At 61.4% G+C, this 19,033-nt stretch carries 14 protein-coding genes; 9 read left to right on the forward strand and 5 right to left on the reverse strand.

The window, feature by feature from the left end; all coding sequences use genetic code 11:
• Positions 1-204: 204 nt before the first annotated feature.
• From glyQ to JL05_RS01020, 6 genes are all read left to right on the forward strand, one after another.
• On the forward strand, positions 205-1,122 hold the full coding sequence (glyQ, locus tag JL05_RS00995) for a glycine--tRNA ligase subunit alpha (RefSeq protein ID WP_004933966.1): 918 nt from the start codon (positions 205-207) through the stop codon (positions 1,120-1,122).
• Positions 1,123-1,131: 9 nt separating this feature from the next.
• Positions 1,132-3,201 (forward strand): glycine--tRNA ligase subunit beta, encoded by a 2,070-nt coding sequence (glyS, locus tag JL05_RS01000; RefSeq protein WP_004933969.1) that lies wholly within the window; start codon positions 1,132-1,134, stop codon positions 3,199-3,201.
• A 352-nt stretch (positions 3,202-3,553) separates the two neighbouring features.
• Positions 3,554-4,273 carry a DUF3053 domain-containing protein gene (locus JL05_RS01005; RefSeq protein WP_015376162.1) on the forward strand — a complete coding sequence of 240 codons (720 nt, stop codon included), beginning with the start codon at positions 3,554-3,556 and terminating at the stop codon, positions 4,271-4,273.
• Positions 4,274-4,814: 541 nt separating this feature from the next.
• Positions 4,815-6,728, forward strand: coding sequence for a PTS mannitol transporter subunit IICBA (locus tag JL05_RS01010; protein WP_033631406.1), 1,914 nt, complete (start codon positions 4,815-4,817; stop codon positions 6,726-6,728).
• A 58-nt stretch (positions 6,729-6,786) separates the two neighbouring features.
• Positions 6,787-7,932 carry a mannitol-1-phosphate 5-dehydrogenase gene (locus JL05_RS01015; RefSeq protein WP_021504154.1) on the forward strand — a complete coding sequence of 382 codons (1,146 nt, stop codon included), beginning with the start codon at positions 6,787-6,789 and terminating at the stop codon, positions 7,930-7,932.
• Positions 7,933-8,026: 94 nt separating this feature from the next.
• The gene (locus JL05_RS01020) at positions 8,027-8,578 is read left to right on the forward strand and encodes an MltR family transcriptional regulator (protein WP_016929575.1); all 552 of its coding nucleotides are present in this window, start codon (positions 8,027-8,029) and stop codon (positions 8,576-8,578) included.
• On the opposite strand, the gene JL05_RS01025 is transcribed toward JL05_RS01020, so the two are convergent.
• Entirely contained in the window at positions 8,575-9,183 is a 609-nt protein-coding gene (locus JL05_RS01025) for a LysE family translocator (protein ID WP_033631407.1), read from the reverse strand. The two genes, JL05_RS01020 and JL05_RS01025, sit on opposite strands and share 4 nt — an antisense overlap.
• Before the next feature lie 142 nt (positions 9,184-9,325).
• Here JL05_RS01025 and JL05_RS01030 point away from each other — a divergent pair, with 142 nt between their 5' ends.
• Both JL05_RS01030 and JL05_RS01035 read left to right on the forward strand, forming a co-directional pair.
• Positions 9,326-10,792 (forward strand): aminotransferase-like domain-containing protein, encoded by a 1,467-nt coding sequence (locus tag JL05_RS01030; protein WP_004933986.1) that lies wholly within the window; start codon positions 9,326-9,328, stop codon positions 10,790-10,792.
• 73 nt (positions 10,793-10,865) lie between these two features.
• Positions 10,866-11,228, forward strand: a complete 363-nt coding sequence (locus JL05_RS01035; protein WP_004933989.1) for a YibL family ribosome-associated protein — start codon at positions 10,866-10,868, stop codon at positions 11,226-11,228.
• 10 nt (positions 11,229-11,238) lie between these two features.
• On the opposite strand, the gene JL05_RS01040 is transcribed toward JL05_RS01035, so the two are convergent.
• The 4 genes from JL05_RS01040 to sodA form a co-directional block, all read right to left on the reverse strand.
• Positions 11,239-12,018, reverse strand: coding sequence for a class I SAM-dependent methyltransferase (locus JL05_RS01040; RefSeq protein WP_033631408.1), 780 nt, complete (start codon positions 12,016-12,018; stop codon positions 11,239-11,241).
• Between the two features lie 101 nt (positions 12,019-12,119).
• The gene (yiiM, locus tag JL05_RS01045) at positions 12,120-12,791 is read right to left on the reverse strand and encodes a 6-hydroxyaminopurine reductase (protein ID WP_033631409.1); all 672 of its coding nucleotides are present in this window, start codon (positions 12,789-12,791) and stop codon (positions 12,120-12,122) included.
• 98 nt (positions 12,792-12,889) lie between these two features.
• Positions 12,890-14,818, reverse strand: coding sequence for a methyl-accepting chemotaxis protein (locus JL05_RS01050; protein WP_033631410.1), 1,929 nt, complete (start codon positions 14,816-14,818; stop codon positions 12,890-12,892).
• 125 nt (positions 14,819-14,943) lie between these two features.
• Entirely contained in the window at positions 14,944-15,564 is a 621-nt protein-coding gene (sodA, locus tag JL05_RS01055; RefSeq protein WP_004934003.1) for a superoxide dismutase [Mn], read from the reverse strand.
• A gap of 416 nt (positions 15,565-15,980) precedes the next feature.
• Between sodA and fdnG the strand changes: the two genes are divergently transcribed.
• Positions 15,981-19,028 (forward strand): formate dehydrogenase-N subunit alpha, encoded by a 3,048-nt coding sequence (gene fdnG / locus JL05_RS01065; RefSeq protein WP_139182607.1) that lies wholly within the window; start codon positions 15,981-15,983, stop codon positions 19,026-19,028.
• Positions 19,029-19,033 lie beyond the last annotated feature (5 nt).

Genomic DNA, 19,033 nt, shown 5'->3' on the forward strand with positions numbered 1-19,033 from the left:
TTGGCGGGCCGTATTTTCGCCCCGTTCGTCGCCGGTGAAATTAGCCGGCTAACCGGTGCCCTGTCCTGCGCGCACCGCGCGCGAAAATCCAGCGTTTCTCGCCCCGATTCGCACTTGTTACCGGATTCTGGCTGTATATCTTACGGTCAACGGGTATACTGGCTCATTCCATCTAAATCCACTTGTATCGCGTGCGAATTCAACATGCAAAAGTTTGATACCAAGACCTTCCAGGGCCTGATCCTGACACTGCAGGATTATTGGGCGCGCCAGGGCTGCACCATCGTTCAACCATTGGACATGGAAGTCGGCGCGGGAACCTCACACCCGATGACGTGCCTGCGCGCACTGGGGCCGGAGCCGATGGCCGCCGCCTATGTGCAGCCATCTCGCCGCCCGACCGACGGCCGCTACGGCGAAAACCCGAACCGTCTGCAGCACTACTACCAGTTCCAGGTGGTGATTAAGCCATCGCCGGACAACATTCAGGAACTCTACCTGGGCTCGTTGAAAGAGCTGGGTCTGGATCCGACCATCCACGACATTCGCTTCGTGGAAGATAACTGGGAAAACCCGACGCTCGGCGCCTGGGGCCTGGGTTGGGAAGTGTGGCTGAACGGCATGGAAGTGACGCAGTTCACTTACTTCCAGCAGGTCGGCGGCCTGGAGTGCAAGCCGGTGACCGGCGAGATCACCTACGGTCTGGAGCGTCTGGCGATGTACATCCAGGGCGTGGACAGCGTGTACGATCTGGTGTGGAGCAACGGCCCGCTGGGCGTCACCACCTACGGCGACGTGTTCCATCAGAATGAAGTGGAGCAGTCCACCTACAACTTCGAATACGCCGACGTCGACTTCCTGTTCTCCTGCTTCGAGCAGTACGAGAAAGAAGCTCAATCGCTGCTGGCGCTGGAAAAACCGCTGCCGCTGCCGGCCTACGAACGCATCCTGAAGGCGGGTCATACCTTCAACCTGCTGGACGCGCGCAAGGCGATTTCGGTCACCGAGCGCCAACGCTACATTCTGCGCATCCGCACGCTGACCAAAGCCGTTGCCGAAGCCTACTACGCTTCCCGCGAAGCGCTGGGCTTCCCGATGTGCAACAAGAAGAACGAGAACTAAGAGGCAGCCATGACTCAACAGACTTTCCTGGTGGAAATCGGCACGGAAGAGCTGCCGCCGAAGGCTCTTCGTTCCCTGGCGGAATCTTTCGCCGCCAACTTCACCGCCGAGCTGGACAACGCCGGCCTGGAACACGGTGAAGTGAGCTGGTTCGCCGCACCGCGCCGCCTGGCGCTGAAAGTGGCCAACCTGAGCGCGGCGCAGGCCGATCGCGAAATTGAAAAACGCGGCCCGGCGATCGCCCAGGCGTTCGACGCCGAAGGCAAACCGAGCAAAGCGGCCGAAGGCTGGGCGCGCGGCTGCGGCATCACCGTCGATCAGGCTGAACGCCTGGTGACTGACAAGGGCGAGTGGTTGATGTACCGCGCCCACGTCAAAGGCCAGTCGGCGCAACAACTGCTGGCCGGCATGGTCAGCACCGCGCTGGCTAAACTGCCGATCCCGAAACTGATGCGTTGGGGCGACTCCGACGTGCAGTTCGTGCGTCCGGTGCACACCGTTACGATGCTGCTGGGCGCCGATCTGATCCCGGGCACCGTGCTGGGCATCGAATCTGCGCGCACCGTGCGTGGCCACCGCTTCATGGGCGAAGCCGAGTTCACCCTCGATAACGCCGACCAATACCCGCAGATCCTGCTGGAGCGCGGCAAAGTGGTCGCCGACTACGAAGCGCGTAAAGCCCTCATCAAACGCGACGCCGAACTGGCGGCGCAGAAGATTGGCGGCAAAGCCGATCTGAGCGACAGCCTGCTGGAAGAAGTGGCCTCGCTGGTGGAATGGCCGGTGGTGCTGACCGCCAAATTCGAAGAGAAATTCCTGGCGGTGCCGGCGGAAGCGCTGGTGTACACCATGAAGGGCGATCAGAAGTATTTCCCGGTGTATGACGCCGCGGGCAAACTGCTGCCGAACTTTATCTTTGTGGCCAATATCGAGTCGAAAGACCCGCAGCAGATCATTTCCGGTAACGAGAAAGTGGTGCGTCCGCGCCTGGCTGACGCCGAGTTCTTCTTCAACACCGATCGCAAGAAACGTCTGGAAGACAACCTGCCGCGCCTGGAAACCGTGCTGTTCCAACAGCAGCTGGGCACCCTGCGCGACAAGACCGATCGCATTCAGGCGCTGGCGGGCTGGGTTGCCGGCCAGATCGGCGCCGACGTCAACCACGCCACCCGCGCGGGCCTGCTGTCGAAGTGCGACCTGATGACCAACATGGTGTTCGAATTCACCGACACCCAGGGCGTGATGGGCATGCACTACGCGCGCCACGACGGTGAGGCGGAAGACGTCGCCGTTGCGCTGAACGAACAGTATCAGCCGCGCTACGCCGGCGATGCGCTGCCGCAGTCGCTGGTGGCCTGTTCCCTGGCGATCGCCGACAAGATGGACACCCTGGCCGGCATTTTCGGCATCGGGCAGCATCCGAAAGGCGATAAAGACCCGTTCGCGCTGCGCCGCGCCGCGCTGGGCGTGCTGCGCATCATCGTCGAGAAAAACCTGCCGCTGGATCTGCAGACCCTGACCGAAGAGGCCGTGCGCCTGTACGGCAGCAAGCTGACCAACGCCAAAGTGGTCGATGAGGTGGTGGAATTCATGCTGGGCCGCTTCCGCGCCTGGTATCAGGAAGAAGGCCACGCGGTCGATACCATTCAGGCGGTGCTGGCGCGCCGTCCGACCAAGCCAGCCGACTTTGACGCACGCGTCAAGGCGGTATCCCACTTCCGCACGCTGGACGAAGCGGCGGCGTTGGCTGCGGCCAACAAACGCGTCTCCAATATCCTGGCCAAATCTACCGAAACGCTGAACGACAGCGTACGCGCCTCGGTGCTGAAGGACGCGGCGGAGATCCAGTTGGCGACCCACCTGGTGGTGCTGCGCGACAAGCTGCAGCCGTACTTCGCGGCGGGCAACTACCAGGAAGCGCTGGTGGAACTGGCTGCGCTGCGTGAGCCGGTGGATGCGTTCTTCGACAACGTGATGGTAATGGCGGACGATGCGGAAGTGCGCGTGAATCGTCTGACGCTGCTGAGCAAACTGCGTGAACTGTTCCTGCAGGTGGCGGATATCTCCGTACTGCAGTAAACGGCTCTGTGCTGTGAAAAGGCGCCTGCGGGCGCCTTTTTTATTTCCGTTTCCTGGGTGCGAAGGCAAGGTCGCCTGGCGACTTGGGGGGCGACTTGGGGGCGACTTGGGGGCGACTTGGGGGCGACTTGGGGGGCGACTTGGGGAAATTGAAGCGTCCGGTCGCCGACGGCAATGAACCTCAGTGCGTTTTGCGCACGATGTTCAACCGCCTCCGGCCGAGACAATGTTCACCGCAAACGGAATCGCGTATCGGAACGCCGCCAGTTGATCTATTCTTATAGGCACACGGAGTGCGGAAAAAGGGGCGGAGTCCAATGAAAAAGCAGGTTTATAACAGGAGTTATGTCACATGGCGGTAGGGATCCAGAGCAGAGGTTTCGCGCGTTGGTTGGCACCGGTATTGGCATTGTTGGTGGTCATGCAATTGACCGCCTGCGGCGATAAAGAGCCGGAACAGCGCAAAGCATTTATCGATTACTTACAGAATACCGTGATGCGCAGCGGGGCGAACATCCCCACGCTGAGCGAAGACCAGAAGCAGAAGTTCGGCAACTATGCCGGCGATTACGCGATTTTGGTCGGCTTTTCACAGCAGCTGTCCAAGTCGGTCGGCGCCAGCCTGACGCCAGCGCTGGATCAGATTAACCAGATCCGCACCGCACAGGACTATCTGAACAAACGCGATGCGCTGCAGCAATCGGTCGGGGCGTTGAACCTGCTGGGCCAGCAGATACAGTCCGCCAAGTCGCAGGCGGATACCGCCCGCACGGCGCTGAAACAGCCCGACGATCTGAAGGCGGTGTATAACCAGGCCTATGACAAAATCGTCACCGCGCCGGCCAACGCCCTGATGCCGGCGATCCCGACCACCGCCAGCTTTGTGCAGGATCTGGTGCAGGTTGGCGATTTCCTGCAGAGCCAGGGCAATCAGGTCAGCTTCAACAACAACGGCGTGCAGTTCCGCACCGCGCAGCAGGTGGCGCAGTACAACACCATGATGTCGAATCTGGTGGCCAAACAGCAGAACCTGGTGAATGCGCAGAAAGCCATTCAAAGCGTGACGCAATAACGCGCCTACGACGATCTACAGGCCGGCATTGCCGGCCTGTTTTATTTCCCCTCAGCGTTTCCAATAGCTTGCTGGTTTATTACGCAGGCTTCTGTACTACACTTCAATTAATCCATTCATTCGGCAATGTAGTTTTCTTTCATTCATCACTTCGCTAATTCCCGGCGGGATGAGTGCTCACAGGGAAGATCAAACAGAGCGTCGCGTTCGGGCGCTGCAGCTAAAAATAAATTGTGATATTTGTCACAATTTAAAAACAAACCACCAAGTTAAAAATGTGACCCGAATCACTTTATTGTCGGTTTTTGGGCGGTTTTTTTCTCACTGTGCTTTTTTTACACGCCATAAATGTGATCTTTATCACCATAAGTGAGGGGTTATTGGGGTGCTGTGTGTGACTTGTGTCACAAAAAATTCGTGAAGTTCGCGTGACAAAAACAGCGTGATAGAGTCCGTTTCGCATACAGCGGCAACACGGCTGGATCGTCACAACAATAATCACGCGCTCTATTGTCAGCGCGTAACAATAGGGGTGTGTTTTATGTTTTCACCAGACATCAAGGTTAAAGTGCAAAACTTTGGCCGCTTCCTGAGCAACATGGTGATGCCCAACATCGGCGCCTTTATCGCCTGGGGGATTATCACCGCGCTATTCATTCCAACCGGCTGGCTGCCGAATGAGACCTTAGCCAAGCTGGTCGGCCCGATGATCACCTACCTGCTGCCGCTGCTGATCGGTTATACCGGCGGGCGGCTGGTGGGCGGCGATCGCGGCGGTGTGGTCGGCGCCATCACCACCATGGGCGTCATCGTCGGCGCCGATATGCCGATGTTCCTCGGCGCGATGATCGCCGGTCCGCTGGGCGGCTGGGCCATCAAGCACTTCGACCGCTGGGTGGACGGCAAGATCAAAAGCGGCTTTGAAATGCTGGTGAACAACTTCTCCGCCGGCATCATCGGCATGCTGTTGGCGATCCTGGCCTTCCTGGGCATCGGGCCGCTGGTGGAGGTGCTTTCCAAGCTGCTGGCGGCGGGCGTGCACGTGATGGTGACGAACAACCTGCTGCCATTGGCGTCCATCTTCGTTGAACCGGCGAAAATCCTGTTCCTGAACAACGCCATCAACCACGGCATCTTCTCGCCGCTGGGCATCCAGCAGGCGACGGAAGCCGGCAAGTCGGTGTTCTTCCTGATCGAAGCCAACCCAGGCCCGGGCATGGGCGTGCTGATGGCCTACATGTTCTTCGGCCGCGGCAGCGCCAAGCAATCCGCCGGCGGTGCGGCGATCATTCACTTCCTGGGCGGCATCCACGAAATCTACTTCCCGTACGTGCTGATGAACCCGCGTCTGCTGCTGGCGGTGATCCTGGGCGGCATGACCGGCGTCTTCACTTTGACGATGCTGAACGGCGGCCTGGTGTCTCCGGCTTCCCCGGGGTCGATTTTGGCGGTGCTGGCAATGACCCCGAAAGGCGCCTACTTCGCCAACATTGCGGCGGTGTTAGCAGCCTTTGCCGTCTCCTTCGTGGTGTCCGCTTTCCTGTTGAAAACCTCCAAGGTGAAAGAGGATGACGATCTGGAAGCCGCGACCCGCCGCGTGCAAGAGATGAAATCGCAGTCCAAGGGCGGCGCGGCCGCGCCGGCGGCGGTCGATGGCGATCTGAGCACCGTGCGCAAAATCATCGTCGCCTGCGATGCGGGCATGGGCTCCAGCGCCATGGGCGCCGGGGTGCTGCGCAAGAAAGTGGCGGACGCCGGGCTGAAGAATATCTCGGTGACCAACAGCGCCATCAACAGCTTGCCGGACGATGTGGACCTGGTGATCACGCACCGCGATCTGACCGAGCGCGCGATGCGCCATGCGCCGCAGGCCCAGCATATTTCGCTGACCAACTTCCTCGACAGCAAGCTGTATGGCGATCTGGTCGAGCGTTTGCTGGCGGTGAACACCGCTGCCGCAGCGGCCCCGCAGAGCGGCGCGCACGTGGCTGCAGAGGCCGGCGAACCGGGGCTGTTCAAGCTAAGCGAGAGCAACGTGTTCCTCAACCTGCAGGCCAGCGACAAAGAGCAGGCGATCCGCTTCGCCGGTGAGCAGCTGGTGAAGGGCGGCTACGTTGAGCCGGAATACGTGCCGGCGATGCTGGAGCGAGAAAAGCTCACGTCCACCTACCTGGGCGAGTCGATCGCCGTGCCGCACGGCACCATCGAGGCCAAAGACCGGGTGCTGCGTACCGGCGTGGTGTTCTGCCAATACCCGCAGGGCGTGCGCTTCGGCGATGAAGAGGATGAAGTGGCCCGTCTGGTGATCGGCATCGCCGCGCGCAACAACGAGCATATCCAGGTGATCACCAGCCTGACCAACGCGCTGGATGACGAGAGCGTGATCGAGCGGCTGGCGAATACCACCAGTGTCCAGGAAGTGCTGGACCTGCTCGGCGGCAAAAAAGCCGGATAACAGAATCATTTTAAAGGGTGCAGCGTGCTGCACCCTTCGACATTAAGAAGGTAGAGTTATGAAAGCATTACATTTTGGCGCAGGGAACATCGGCCGCGGTTTTATCGGCAAGCTGCTGGCGGACGCCGGGGTTGAGCTGACCTTCGCCGACGTCAATCAAACGGTGCTGGATCTGCTGAACAGCCGTAAAAGCTACCAGGTGCACGTGGTGGGCGAGCAAGAGCGCGTAGAGAGCGTCAACAACGTTAGCGCCGTCAACAGCGGCAGCGAAGCCGCGGTAGCGCTGATCGCCGAGGCGGATCTGGTGACCACCGCCGTGGGCCCGCAAATTCTCGCCAAAATCGCCGGCACGATCGCCAAAGGGCTGGTGTTGCGCCATCAGCAGGGCAATGTGCAGCCGCTGAACATCATCGCCTGCGAGAACATGGTACGCGGCACCAGCCAGCTGAAGCAGCACGTGTTCGCCGCGCTGCCGCAGGACGAGCAGGCATGGGTTGAGCAGCACGTCGGCTTCGTCGATTCGGCGGTCGACCGCATCGTGCCGCCGGCGGACAGCAGCGATCCGCTGGAAGTGACGGTGGAAACCTTCAGCGAATGGATCGTCGATCAGACGCAGTTTAAAGGCCAGCCTCCGGCGATCGCCGGCATGGAGCTGACCGATAACCTGATGGCCTTCGTCGAGCGCAAGCTGTTCACCCTCAACACCGGCCACGCGATCACCGCCTACCTCGGCCAACGGGCCGGGCTGCAAACCATTCGCGACGCCATTCTCGACCCGGCGATCCGCCGCGTGGTGAAAGGGGCGATGGAAGAGAGCGGCGCGGTGCTGATCAAGCGTTACGGCTTCGACGCCGACAAGCACGCCGCCTACATCAACAAAATTCTCGGCCGCTTCGAAAACCCGTATCTGCACGATGACGTCGAGCGCGTGGGGCGCCAGCCGCTGCGCAAGCTGAGCGCCGGCGATCGCCTGATCAAACCGCTGCTGGGCACGCTGGAATACGGCCTACCGCATGCCAACCTGATCCAGGGCATCGCCGCCGCCATGAGTTACCGCAGCGAACAGGATCCGCAGGCGCTGGAGTTGGCGGAATTGCTGAACACGCTCGGGCCGAAAGCCGCGCTGGCGCAAATTTCCGGCCTGCCGGCGGAAAGCGAGGTTGTAGAAGAGGCCGTTGCTGTGTATAACGCCATGCACAAGTAGAATCGTGATGATGAACACCCGAGCGCAGCTTGCTGCGCTCCTGGAACCCGAGTTCGGCATCGACGGCCCTCCCCACGCCTTTCGAAAAGCGACGATGGAAGAAGCACAGGCATTTGAAAACCAGGTTCTGGAAAAGCTGAACGCGGGCAAAACGGTGCGCAGCTTCCTGATCGCGGCGGTAGAGCTGCTGGCGGAAGCGCTCAACGTGCTGGTGGTGCAGGTATTCCGCAAGGACGACTATGCGGTGAAATATGCCGTCGAACCGCTATTGTCCGGCAGCGGCCCGCTGGGGGAGCTGTCGGTGCGCCTGAAGCTGATGTACGGCCTGGGGGTGATTTCCCGCCACGAATATGAAGACGCCGAACTGCTGATGGCGATGCGCGAAGAGCTGAACCACGACGGATCGGAATACCGCTTCGTCGACGACGAAATTCTCGGGCCGTTCGGCGAGCTGCATTGCGTGGCCGCGCTGCCGCCGGTGCCGACTTTCCTGCAGCCGGGCGAGGCGGATGAAGCGCTGATCGCCATGCAGCGCCAGCGCTATCAGCAGATGGTGCGCTCCACCATGGTGTTGTCCATTACCGACCTGATCGCCGGCATCGGCGCCAAACAACCCTCCCGGCTCTCTCCTCTCGGCCGCGGCTAAGCAAAGGCCGCGCGCCACTCGTCGAACAGCAACCACAGCGCGGTGGCGGCCATCAGCCCGGACATCGCGCCGTTGAACACCCGCAGCTTCCAGGCGACCTGGAGCGCGTTGCGCAACCGGTCGCCCAGCACCGCCCACAGCAGTACACAGGGTAAATTTAGCACGACGAAACCTGCGATGACGCTCAACGTATGGACGAAGGTGGCGCCTTCGCGCGGGGTGAACAGGATCGCCACGTTGATCACCATCAGCCAGGCCTTGGGGTTGACCGCCTGAAACAGCGCGCCGTTGAGGAAACTCATTGGCCTCGCCTGCTCTTTGGCGTCCGGCGAGGCTGCCTTGAACAATTTCCATGACAGCCACAGCAGGTAGGCGCAGCCGATCACCGCCAGCGGGAAGCGAATGACGCCGGCCCAGCTCAGCGCCAGCGCCAGCAGCGGGATAATGATCGCCAGCTGCACCGCGCAGCCGGCGCCGATGCCGAACAGCATCGGCAGGGTGCGGCGCAGGCCGAAGTTGACGCCCGACGAGGCCAGCAGCAGATTGTTGGGGCCGGGGGTAATCGACATGACGGTGACGTAGCTGACAAAGGCGGAGTCCAGCATGGCAGGTTCCTTGAAAATGACGGTGATAACGAGAGGATCAGCATAATCGCTGCAATGGGATGGTGACAGAACCACAAATCGGCTATTGTCATGGTTACAGTTGTGCAAAATGTAAACTGTACCCATTGCCTGGAGAGAAACTGTGACCCTGCTCGATGAAACCCCGGATACCCGTTACCTGCAGCTGGCGGATACGCTGGCCGAGGCCATTCGCCGCGGCACGCTGCGGCCCGGCGACCGCTTGCCTTCGGTGCGGCGCTGTGCGCAAACCCATCGCGTCAGCATCAATACCGTGGTGTCGGCTTACCGCACGCTGGAGGATCGCGGACTGATCGAGGCGCGACCGCAGTCGGGGTTTTATGTCCGCAGCACGCTGCCGGCGCTGAAGATGGCCTCGGCGCCCAGCGGGCGCATCGAACCGCCGGCGGACGACGTGCTGGCGCTGATCGACACCGTGTTTGCCGCCCAGCAAAACCCGGCCTTCACCAATATTGCGTTGGCTTGCCCGCAGACCAGCGACTTTTATCCCGGCGGCAAGTTGGGGCGCATGCTGTCCTCTCAGCTGCGCCGCCAGCCGGATCTGATCGGGCAGTATCCGTTGCCGCCCGGCAGCCTGCGGCTGCGCCAGCAGATCGCCCGCCGTTCGATGACGCTGGGCATGCTGCTGGAGCCGGGCGACGTGGTGCTGACCCATGGCTGCATGGAGGCGCTGCAGCTGGCGCTGCGCGTCACCACCCAACCGGGGGACTGCGTCGGGCTGGAGTCGCCGACCTACTTTTATCTGCTGCCGCTGCTGGCCAGCCTGGGGCTGAAAGCGTTGGAAATCCCTACCGATCCGCAGCTGGGGCTGTCGTTGGACGCGCTGGAGCTGCTGTTGAACGAGAAGCGGCTGAATGCGGTGATCGCCATGCCGACGGTACAAAACCCGCTGGGCTGCACCATGCCGCTGGCGGCGAAAAAGCGGCTGGCGCGGCTGATGAACGATCATCAGGTGCCATTGATTGAAGACGGGCTGTATGCCGAGATCCAGTTCGGCGGCGCGCTGTCGCCGGCGGTGAAGGCGTTCGATCGCGACGGCTGGGTGCTGTTTTGCTCCAGCTTTACCAAAACGCTGGCGCCGGATTTTCGCGTCGGCTGGATCTGCGGCGGCCGCTTCCACGAGGCGTTGCGCAAGCTGAAGGCGGTGTCGTCGATGTCCGAGTCGCAGCTATTGTCGGAAACGCTGGCGACCTTCCTGGAGAGCGGCGGCTACGATCACCATTTGCGCAACCTGCGCAAGCGCTATGCGGCGCAGGTCGACGAGGCGCGGGCGCTGATCGCCCGGCATTTCCCGCGCGGCACGCTGGCCACGCAGCCGGCGGGCGGCTTCGTATTTTGGGTCGAGTTCCCCCCTGGCGTGGACAGCGTGGCGCTGTTCCATCAGCTGCTGGAGGAGCAGATCTGTTTGACGCCGGGCACCCTGTATTCGCCCAGCGGGCGTTACCGCAACGCGCTGCGTCTCTCCTGCTGCTACCCGTTCAACGCGCGCTACACCCAGGCGCTGGCCCGGCTGGGCGCCAAAGCCTGCGAGATGAGCGGCTTGCCGCCCGGCATTGCGCAGGACGGGTAACGGCGCGCGCCTTTTGCTACAATGCCGGTATCATTGATTAGCGTGCCATTTTGGGCACAACGGGCCAGAGACCATGAAAGAGAAAGAAAAGGCAGAGATCAAGCGCCTGAGCGACCTGCTGGATGCCTTGAACCACAAAGACGCCACCGTGATCCAACAGGGCAACCCTGAGTTGATCGCGCAGCACACCAAAGAGAAAGAGAAACTGGCGACGGAGATCGAGCGCCTGAAAAACGTGCGCGGCGAGAAGCTGAGCGCCGAAGCGCAGAAGCTGAGCAAGCTGCCGTTCAGCCGTGAAATCACCAAGAAAGAACAGGCCGATATGGGCGCGCTGAAGAAAAGCGCGCGCGGGCTGATCGTGGTGCACCCGATGACCGCGCTGGGCCGCGAGATGGGCCTGAAAGCGGTCACCGGCTACGCCAAGAAAGCGTTCTGAACCCCGGGCGTCAGACCTTGGTGGTGAAATACGCCTTGGTCTGATAGGGCACGGTGACCGTGTCCTGACCCCGCAACTCCTCTTCTTCCGCCACCAGCTGGCGCAACCGATCGATAACCTGCTCCTGTTGCTGCGGCGGCAGCGCGGCGATAAAGCTGGTTGAGCGCACCCGGTTGTAGATCACGTCCTCCACCGCGCCCCGGTGGCCGAGCATAAAGACCTGCTCCTGCAGCGGTTCAAAGCCTTTGAACGGGAAGAACTTGCGCCATTCGCCGGTATAGAAACGCGGCGCATCGCCTTCGTGGCTATCGACGATCTGATTCAGTTTACGCACCCAACCGACGCGCGCATCGCGCATGTTCCACACCAGGCCGAGTTTGCCGCCGGGCTTGAGAATGCGCTGGATTTCCGCCAGCGCCTGCGGCGTGGCGAACCAATGGAAGGACTGGGCGCACACCACGGCATCCACCGACTCGTCCGGCAGCGGGATCGCCTCGGCGGTGCCCGCCAGCGTTTTCACCTGCGGCAGCGCCGCCGACAGTTTTTCCAGCATTTGCGGCACCGGTTCGACGGCGATCACTTGCGCGCCGGTTTCCAGCAGGCGCGGGGTGAATTTGCCGGTGCCGGCGCCGAGATCGATGACCGTCATGCCGGCGTGCAGGCCGATGACGTCACGCAGCCAGTCGGCGATTTCCGGCGGGTAATCCGGCCGGCCTTTCACATAGCGATCGGCATTGGCCTGATAGCCCTCGGCGGCGGCGTGATGAATCGAATGGGTCGGGGTGGTCATAACCTGGCTCCTGGCTGAAAAAACGTGCGGCTACAGTATAGGCGGAAGAAAAGGGTTAACGCGGCATCCGGCGCACGTTTTTCATTTTTCCGCCCACGCGTTCAACGGCCGAGCAGGCGGCGATTGAAGTCCTCGAGGCGCCCTTCGGCGAGCCGCGTGAGCATGGTCTTGCTCCAGCTGGCGGAGAGGCCGGCCACCGCCAGCAGGCGGCGGTACTGTTCCGCGTCGAACGGCATATGCCAGGCGATGGCGATAGCTTCGGCGACCGTCACGTCGCTGCTGCGCGCCGCCAGCTCCAGCGGACGGTCGCCGCTGACCGCGCCCGGCGACACCACCCGATACAGCCAGCCGCAGCGGCCGCTTTGCTGCATCAGCACCGAAATGTCCTCGATCGCGAAGTGATAATTGAGCTTGAAGCACGGCGAGCGCGGCTGGGTGACCTGGATCAGCGCCTCGCCCCAGCGGAAGATGTCGCCCATAAACACATTGTGTTCGGTCAGCCCTTCGGTGGAGAGATTCTCGCCGAAGGCCGGGGCGCAAAATTGCTCGGCCTGCGCCGGAAACTGCTCGCGCCAGTGGAGGTAATGCTCGCGCGGGTAGTGGCACAGTGCGCGGTCCGGCCCGCCGTGATAGCTTTTTTCGGCCTGTTCGTCGCCTTCCAGGCCGAGCGGCGTGAGCCGGATGGCGCCATCCACCTGGCGTTTGGCGATGGCGCTGGGGCGCCCGCCCTCATAGGGTTGGATGCTGCCGATGTAAACGTCTGGGTGATGCATGTGCGCCTCCGTGTCTCGCGTCGAGGGCTCAGCATAGCCTGAGTTGTGCCGGGGGGACATAACAACCCGCCCGAAATAATCAGGCGGGCGGCGGGGCGTCAGAAGGTGGTCCAGTTCTCTTCCGCTGCGGCGTTGGCGGCTGCGGGTTTGACGGCCGGCGTTTTCGGCGCGGCGGCTTTCACGGCGGCGGGTTCGGTCTGCTCCGCCAAACGGAACACCGAAACGCTCTGCAACAGCATGTCGGCCTGCTCTTCCAGCGAATCGGCGGCGGCGGCGGACTCTTCCACCAGCGCGGCGTTCTGCTGAGTGGTATGGTCCATTTCGACGATCGCCTGGCCAATCTGGGCGATGCCGCGCGTCTGTTCATCGGAGGCGGCGGCGATCTCGGCCATGATGTCGCGCACGTGGGTGACCGAGCGGACGATCTGCTCCATGGTATTGCCGGTGCTTTCCACCAGTTCGGTGCCGGTTTTCACCCGGCTGACCGATTCGGCGATCAGCCCTTCGATCTCCTTCGCCGCCTGGGCGCTGCGGCTCGCCAAGCTGCGTACTTCGCTGGCGACCACCGAGAAGCCGCGGCCCTGTTCGCCGGCGCGCGCCGCTTCCACTGCGGCGTTGAGCGCCAGGATGTTGGTCTGGAAGGCAATGCCGTTGATTAGGGTAGTAATTTCGGCGATACGCTGCGAACTGCTGGAAATATCGCGCATGGTGCTGACCACGTTTTCCACCAGCTTGCCGCCCTGCTGCGCGGTCTGCGAGGCGTCGGTGGCCAGCTGATTGGCGTGATGGGCGTTGTCGGCGTTCTGCTTCACCGTGGCGGTCAGCTGCTCCATGCTGGCGGCGGTTTCCTCGACCGCCGCCGCCTGCTGCTCGGTGCGGGAAGAGAGATCGGTGTTGCCGGCGGCGATTTCCGCCGAGGCAGTGGAGACCTGGCTGACCCCCATCTGGATCTTCTCAATCATGGTGCGCAGGTTTTGGCTCATGGCCGCCACCGCGTTCAGCAGCTGCCCCAGCTCGTCGCGGCGGGTGCTGGTCTGCGCCTGACGCAGGTCGCCGTTGGCGATGCGTTCCGCCATCGCCAGCGTGCTGTGCAGCGGACGGGTGATCTGCAGCGTGATGCGCCAGGCGATTAGCACCCCGGCGATGATGGCGATCAGGGTGGTGACGCCCATCTGCAGCTGCGCCAGGTTGATGTTGTTGCGCGTCTGCACCAGCTCGTCCTGCATAAAGGCGTTTACCAACGTGCCGATCGCTTGCGCGCGTTCGCCGAGCTGCCGGCTGATTTGCTGTTCGTGTTCATAAGCCGGTAGGTAGGCCGCGATGCGGTTTTTGTAATCGTCCAGGGCGGCCAGCAGCGGTTGCAACTGCGGGCGCTGCGCGTCGCTGACCCGGCGGCTCAGGGCGTTGGCCGCGTCGCGCGCGTCGTCGATGGCCGCCATCAGCGGCGCTTCGGTTTCCTTGTTCAGGCTCAGCAGCAGGCCGCGCGCGCCGTAGCGCACCTGGGTCAGCTTCTGGTTCAGTTGGATGAAGGCCAGCTGCAGATCGCCGTTGGTCAGCTGGCGCTCCACCTGGCTCAGGCTGGCTTGCACTTCCGACATGTTCCAGCTCTGGCGCACGGCGTCTTTCGCCGAGACCGCCTGCTCAAAGACCTTTTGCTGCTGCTGATATTCCCCGATCAGCGTCACCAGACGCTGCAGATCCTTGCGACTTTGGGCGTCCCAGTCCAGCGCCTGTCCCTGATCTATCAGTTTGACGGCGTTTTCAATATTGGCGCGGTTGTTCTGCAGATACTCCGGCTGGTAGGTCTGGCCGTACATGGCGCGGTTGTATTTGGCCTGGTTGATCTCCTCGTTCAGCCGGTTGCTGAAGTCGATGCGATCGGCGCGGGATTCGATGATGTGCAGATATTGCGCTCCGGTGCCGGCGATGACGACCGCCAACAGCAGCAACAGCGCGAAGCCGAGGCCGAGCTTTTTACCTACGGTGAGATGAGTGAACTTTCCTGCCAATGCTTGCAATGCCGCCATAGCGTTTTTCCTTCTCCGGGCGAACGTCAATTGAACAAACCATCGGCAGGAAGTGGTCAAACTTTAGCGGATTTCAGGCAAAAAAATACCCGCCGGCGGCGGGCATCTTCATCAACGGGGGCGAATTACTTCTTCGCGGCGAAGCGCGCGGCGGCTTCATCCCAGTTGACCACGTTCCAGAACGCCTTGATGTAGTCAGGGCGTTTGTTCTGATATTTCAGGTAGTAAGCGTGTTCCCACACGTCCAGACCGATGATTGGGAAACCGGAAGCGCCGGCGACGGCTTCGCCCATCAGCGGGCTGTCCTGGTTGGCGGTAGACACTACGGCCAGCTTGCCGTCTTTCAGCACCAGCCAGGCCCAACCGGAACCGAAGCGGGTGGCTGCGGCTTTCTCGAACTCTTCCTGGAATTTCTCAACGCTGCCGAAATCGCGCTCGATGGCCGCTTTCAGATCGCCGCCCAGCGTGGTGCCGGTTTTCAGGTTTTTCCAGAAGAAGCTGTGGTTGGCGTGGCCGCCGGCGTTGTTGCGCATGAAGGTGCGTTTGTCGGCAGGCACTTTATCCAGATCCTGGATCAGCTCTTCAACGCTGTATTTGGCCAGCTCAGGGTAGGCTTCCAGCACGGTGTTGGCGTTGTTGACGTAGGTCTGGTGGTGTTTGGTGTGATGGATTTCCATCGTCTGCTTGTCGAAATGCGGTTCCAGTGCGTCGTAAGCGTACGGCAGGGATGGCAGTGAATAACTCATAATCATCATCTCCAGTGGTGTATGGGCGGCGCAAAGGGCGAGCACCGCGTAAGCAGTCGGATCATTATAGTTAATTAAATGATATTGAAAATGATTATCAATGCCCTGTGAACTGTGTGGTTAATGAACAAATTGTTGCGTTAACATGCTGATAGAAGAGGGCGCTGGGGGGCCGCGTCGAACCGCCGCCCCGGCGCGTTGGTTACTCTCTATACTGTAGGGAGCGCCAACGCCGAAATGTATCGAAATGTGCCAATGCGTTCACTGAATGAGCACGAGTGTGTAACAACCACAAGCACGCTGTGGTAATATGGCCGGCGTTCGTAGCAAGCATAACAACAGTGACATTCGCGTTTGCCGCGCTAGCGGGCAGGCGCATTTGAACAATGTGACAATCGAGAGTAAAGGAGACCCCCATGCAGGTCAGCAGAAGGCAGTTCTTTAAGATCTGCGCTGGCGGTATGGCAGGAACGACGGTGGCCGCGCTGGGCTTTGCCCCCGAAGTGGCGTTGGCGGAAACCCGGCAGTACAAACTGCTGCGCGCCCGCGAGACCCGTAATACCTGTACGTATTGTTCCGTCGGCTGTGGGCTGTTGATGTACAGCCTTGGTGATGGCGCCAGAAACGCCAAAGAAAGCATTTTCCATATCGAAGGGGATCCGGATCACCCGGTAAACCGCGGCGCGCTTTGCCCGAAAGGCGCCGGCCTGGTTGACTTCATCCACAGCGAAAGCCGCCTCAAGTACCCGGAATACCGGGCGCCAGGGTCGGACAAATGGCAGCGCATCAGCTGGGACGACGCCTTTACCCGCATCGCCAAGCTGGTGAAAGAAGACCGTGACGCCAACTTCATCAAAACCAACGACCAGGGCGTTACCGTCAACCGCTGGCTGACCACCGGCATGCTGTGCGCTTCGGCCGCCAGCAACGAAACCGGTTTTCTGTCGCAAAAATTTAGTCGCGCTCTCGGCATGCTTGCCGTAGACAACCAGGCGCGTGTCTGACACGGACCAACGGTAGCAAGTCTTGCTCCAACATTTGGTCGCGGTGCGATGACCAACCACTGGGTTGATATCAAGAACGCGAATTTGATTATCGTCATGGGCGGTAATGCGGCGGAAGCGCATCCGGTGGGGTTCCGCTGGGCGATGGAAGCCAAAATACACAACAATGCCAAGCTGATCGTGATCGATCCGCGCTTTACCCGAACCGCATCGGTGGCGGACTTCTACACGCCGATCCGCTCCGGGACCGACATCGCTTTCCTGTCGGGCGTGTTGCTGTATCTGATGACCAACAACAAGTTCAACCGCGAATACGTCGAGGCCTACACCAACGCCAGCCTGCTGGTGCGGGAAGACTTTGCCTTCGAAGACGGCTTGTTCAGCGGCTACGATGCGGAAAACCGCAAGTACGACAAAACCACCTGGAACTACCAGTTCGACGAGAACGGCTTCGCCAAGCGCGACGTCACGCTGCAGGATCCGCGCTGCGTGTGGAACCTGCTGAAGCAGCACGTGAGCCGCTACACGCCTGACGTGGTGAGCAACATCTGCGGCACGCCGAAGGACGATTTCCTCAAGGTGTGCGAATACATCGCCGAAACCTGCGTGGCGGATAAAACCGCGTCGTTCCTGTACGCCCTGGGCTGGACTCAGCACTCGGTCGGCGCGCAGAACATCCGCACCATGGCGATGATCCAGCTGCTGCTCGGCAACATGGGCATGGCGGGCGGCGGCGTCAACGCGCTGCGCGGCCACTCCAACATCCAGGGGCTGACCGATCTCGGCCTGCTGTCGCAGAGCCTGCCGGGCTACCTGACGCTGCCGTCGGAGAAACAGACCGATCTCGAGACCTACCTGAAGGCCAACACGCCGAAGGCGCTGCTGCCGGGCCAGGTGAACTACTGGGGCAACTACCCGAAATTCTTCGTCAGCATGATGAAGACCTTCTACGGCGACAAGGCGCAGAAGGACAACAGCTGGGGCTTTGACTGGTTGCCGAAGTGGGACAAAGGCTACGACGTGCTGCAGTACTTCGAGATGATGGCGCAGGGCAAGGTCAACGGCTACTTCTGCCAGGGCTTTAACCCGGTGGCGTCGTTCCCGAACAAAAACAAGGTGGTGGCTTCACTGTCCAAGCTGAAGTTCCTGGTGACCATCGATCCGTTGAACACCGAGACCTCCAACTTCTGGCAGAACCACGGCGAGTTCAACGAAGTGGATCCGTCGCAGATCCAGACCGAAGTGTTCCGCCTGCCGTCCACCTGCTTCGCCGAAGAGAACGGCTCGATCGTCAACTCCGGCCGCTGGCTGCAGTGGCACTGGAAAGGCGCGGACGCCCCGGGCGAAGCGCTGAACGACGGCGAGATCCTGGCGGGCATCTTCAGCCGCCTGCGCGAGATGTATGCGCGCGACGGCGGCGCGGTGCCTGAGCAGGTGCTGAACATGACCTGGGACTACCTGACGCCGGACAACCCGGCGCCGGAAGAGGTGGCGCAGGAGAACAACGGCAAGGCGCTGGCGGATCTGCTGGATGCCGACGGCAAAGTGCTGGTGAAAAAAGGCGAACTGCTCAGCTCGTTCGCGCAATTGCGCGACGACGGCACCACCGCCAGCGGTTGCTGGATCTTCGCCGGCAGCTGGACGCCGGCCGGCAACCAGATGGCGCGGCGCGACAACGCCGATCCGTCCGGCCTCGGCAACACGCTGGGCTGGGCCTGGGCATGGCCGCTCAACCGCCGCATTCTGTACAACCGCGCCTCGGCGGATCCGCAGGGCAAACCGTGGGATCCGAAACGCCAACTGCTGGAGTGGGACGGCGCCAAGTGGGTCGGGGCCGATATCCCGGACTACAGCACCGCCGCGCCGGGCAGCGACGTCGGGCCGTTCATCATGCAGCCGGAAGGCATGGGCCGCCTGTTCGCCACCGACAAGATGGCGGAAGGGCCGTTCCCTGAACACTATGAGCCGTTCGAAACGCCGCTCGGCACCAACCCGCTGCACCCGAACGTGGTGTCCAACCCGGCGGCGCGCGTGTTCAAGGACGATCTGGCGGCGATGGGCAAATCCGACAAGTTCCCTTACGTCGGCACCACCTATCGTCTGACCGAGCACTTCCACTACTGGACCAAGCACGCGCGGCTGAACGCCATCGCCCAGCCGGAACAGTTCGTGGAAATCGGCGAAAAGCTGGCGGAAAAGAAAGGCATCAAGCAGGGCGACACCGTGAAAGTCAGCTCCAACCGTGGCTACATCAAGGCCAAGGCGGTGGTGACCAAGCGTATTCGCACGCTGCAGGTGCACGGCCAGGAAGTCGACACCATCGGCATCCCTATTCACTGGGGTTACGAAGGGGTGGCGAAGAAAGGCTTTATCGCCAACACGCTGACGCCGTTCGTCGGCGACGCCAATACGCAAACGCCGGAGTTCAAGGCGTTCCTGGTCAACGTGGAAAAGGTGTAACGGAG

The sequence above is a fragment of the Serratia nematodiphila DZ0503SBS1 genome, from assembly GCF_000738675.1.
GTDB classification, from domain to species: domain Bacteria; phylum Pseudomonadota; class Gammaproteobacteria; order Enterobacterales; family Enterobacteriaceae; genus Serratia; species Serratia nematodiphila.

Excerpts from the sequence above, each read along its gene's own strand:
- glyQ (WP_004933966.1), top strand. The coding sequence starts at position 205 with ATGCAAAAGTTTGATACCAAGACCTTCCAGGGCCTGATCCTGACACTG.
- glyS (WP_004933969.1), top strand. The coding sequence starts at position 1,132 with ATGACTCAACAGACTTTCCTGGTGGAAATCGGCACGGAAGAGCTGCCG.
- JL05_RS01005 (WP_015376162.1), top strand. The coding sequence starts at position 3,554 with ATGGCGGTAGGGATCCAGAGCAGAGGTTTCGCGCGTTGGTTGGCACCG.
- JL05_RS01010 (WP_033631406.1), top strand. The coding sequence starts at position 4,815 with ATGTTTTCACCAGACATCAAGGTTAAAGTGCAAAACTTTGGCCGCTTC.
- JL05_RS01015 (WP_021504154.1), top strand. The coding sequence starts at position 6,787 with ATGAAAGCATTACATTTTGGCGCAGGGAACATCGGCCGCGGTTTTATC.
- JL05_RS01020 (WP_016929575.1), top strand. The coding sequence starts at position 8,027 with ATGGAAGAAGCACAGGCATTTGAAAACCAGGTTCTGGAAAAGCTGAAC.
- JL05_RS01025 (WP_033631407.1), bottom strand. The coding sequence starts at position 9,183 with ATGCTGGACTCCGCCTTTGTCAGCTACGTCACCGTCATGTCGATTACC.
- JL05_RS01035 (WP_004933989.1), top strand. The coding sequence starts at position 10,866 with ATGAAAGAGAAAGAAAAGGCAGAGATCAAGCGCCTGAGCGACCTGCTG.
- JL05_RS01040 (WP_033631408.1), bottom strand. The coding sequence starts at position 12,018 with ATGACCACCCCGACCCATTCGATTCATCACGCCGCCGCCGAGGGCTAT.
- yiiM (WP_033631409.1), bottom strand. The coding sequence starts at position 12,791 with ATGCATCACCCAGACGTTTACATCGGCAGCATCCAACCCTATGAGGGC.
- JL05_RS01050 (WP_033631410.1), bottom strand. The coding sequence starts at position 14,818 with ATGGCGGCATTGCAAGCATTGGCAGGAAAGTTCACTCATCTCACCGTA.
- sodA (WP_004934003.1), bottom strand. The coding sequence starts at position 15,564 with ATGAGTTATTCACTGCCATCCCTGCCGTACGCTTACGACGCACTGGAA.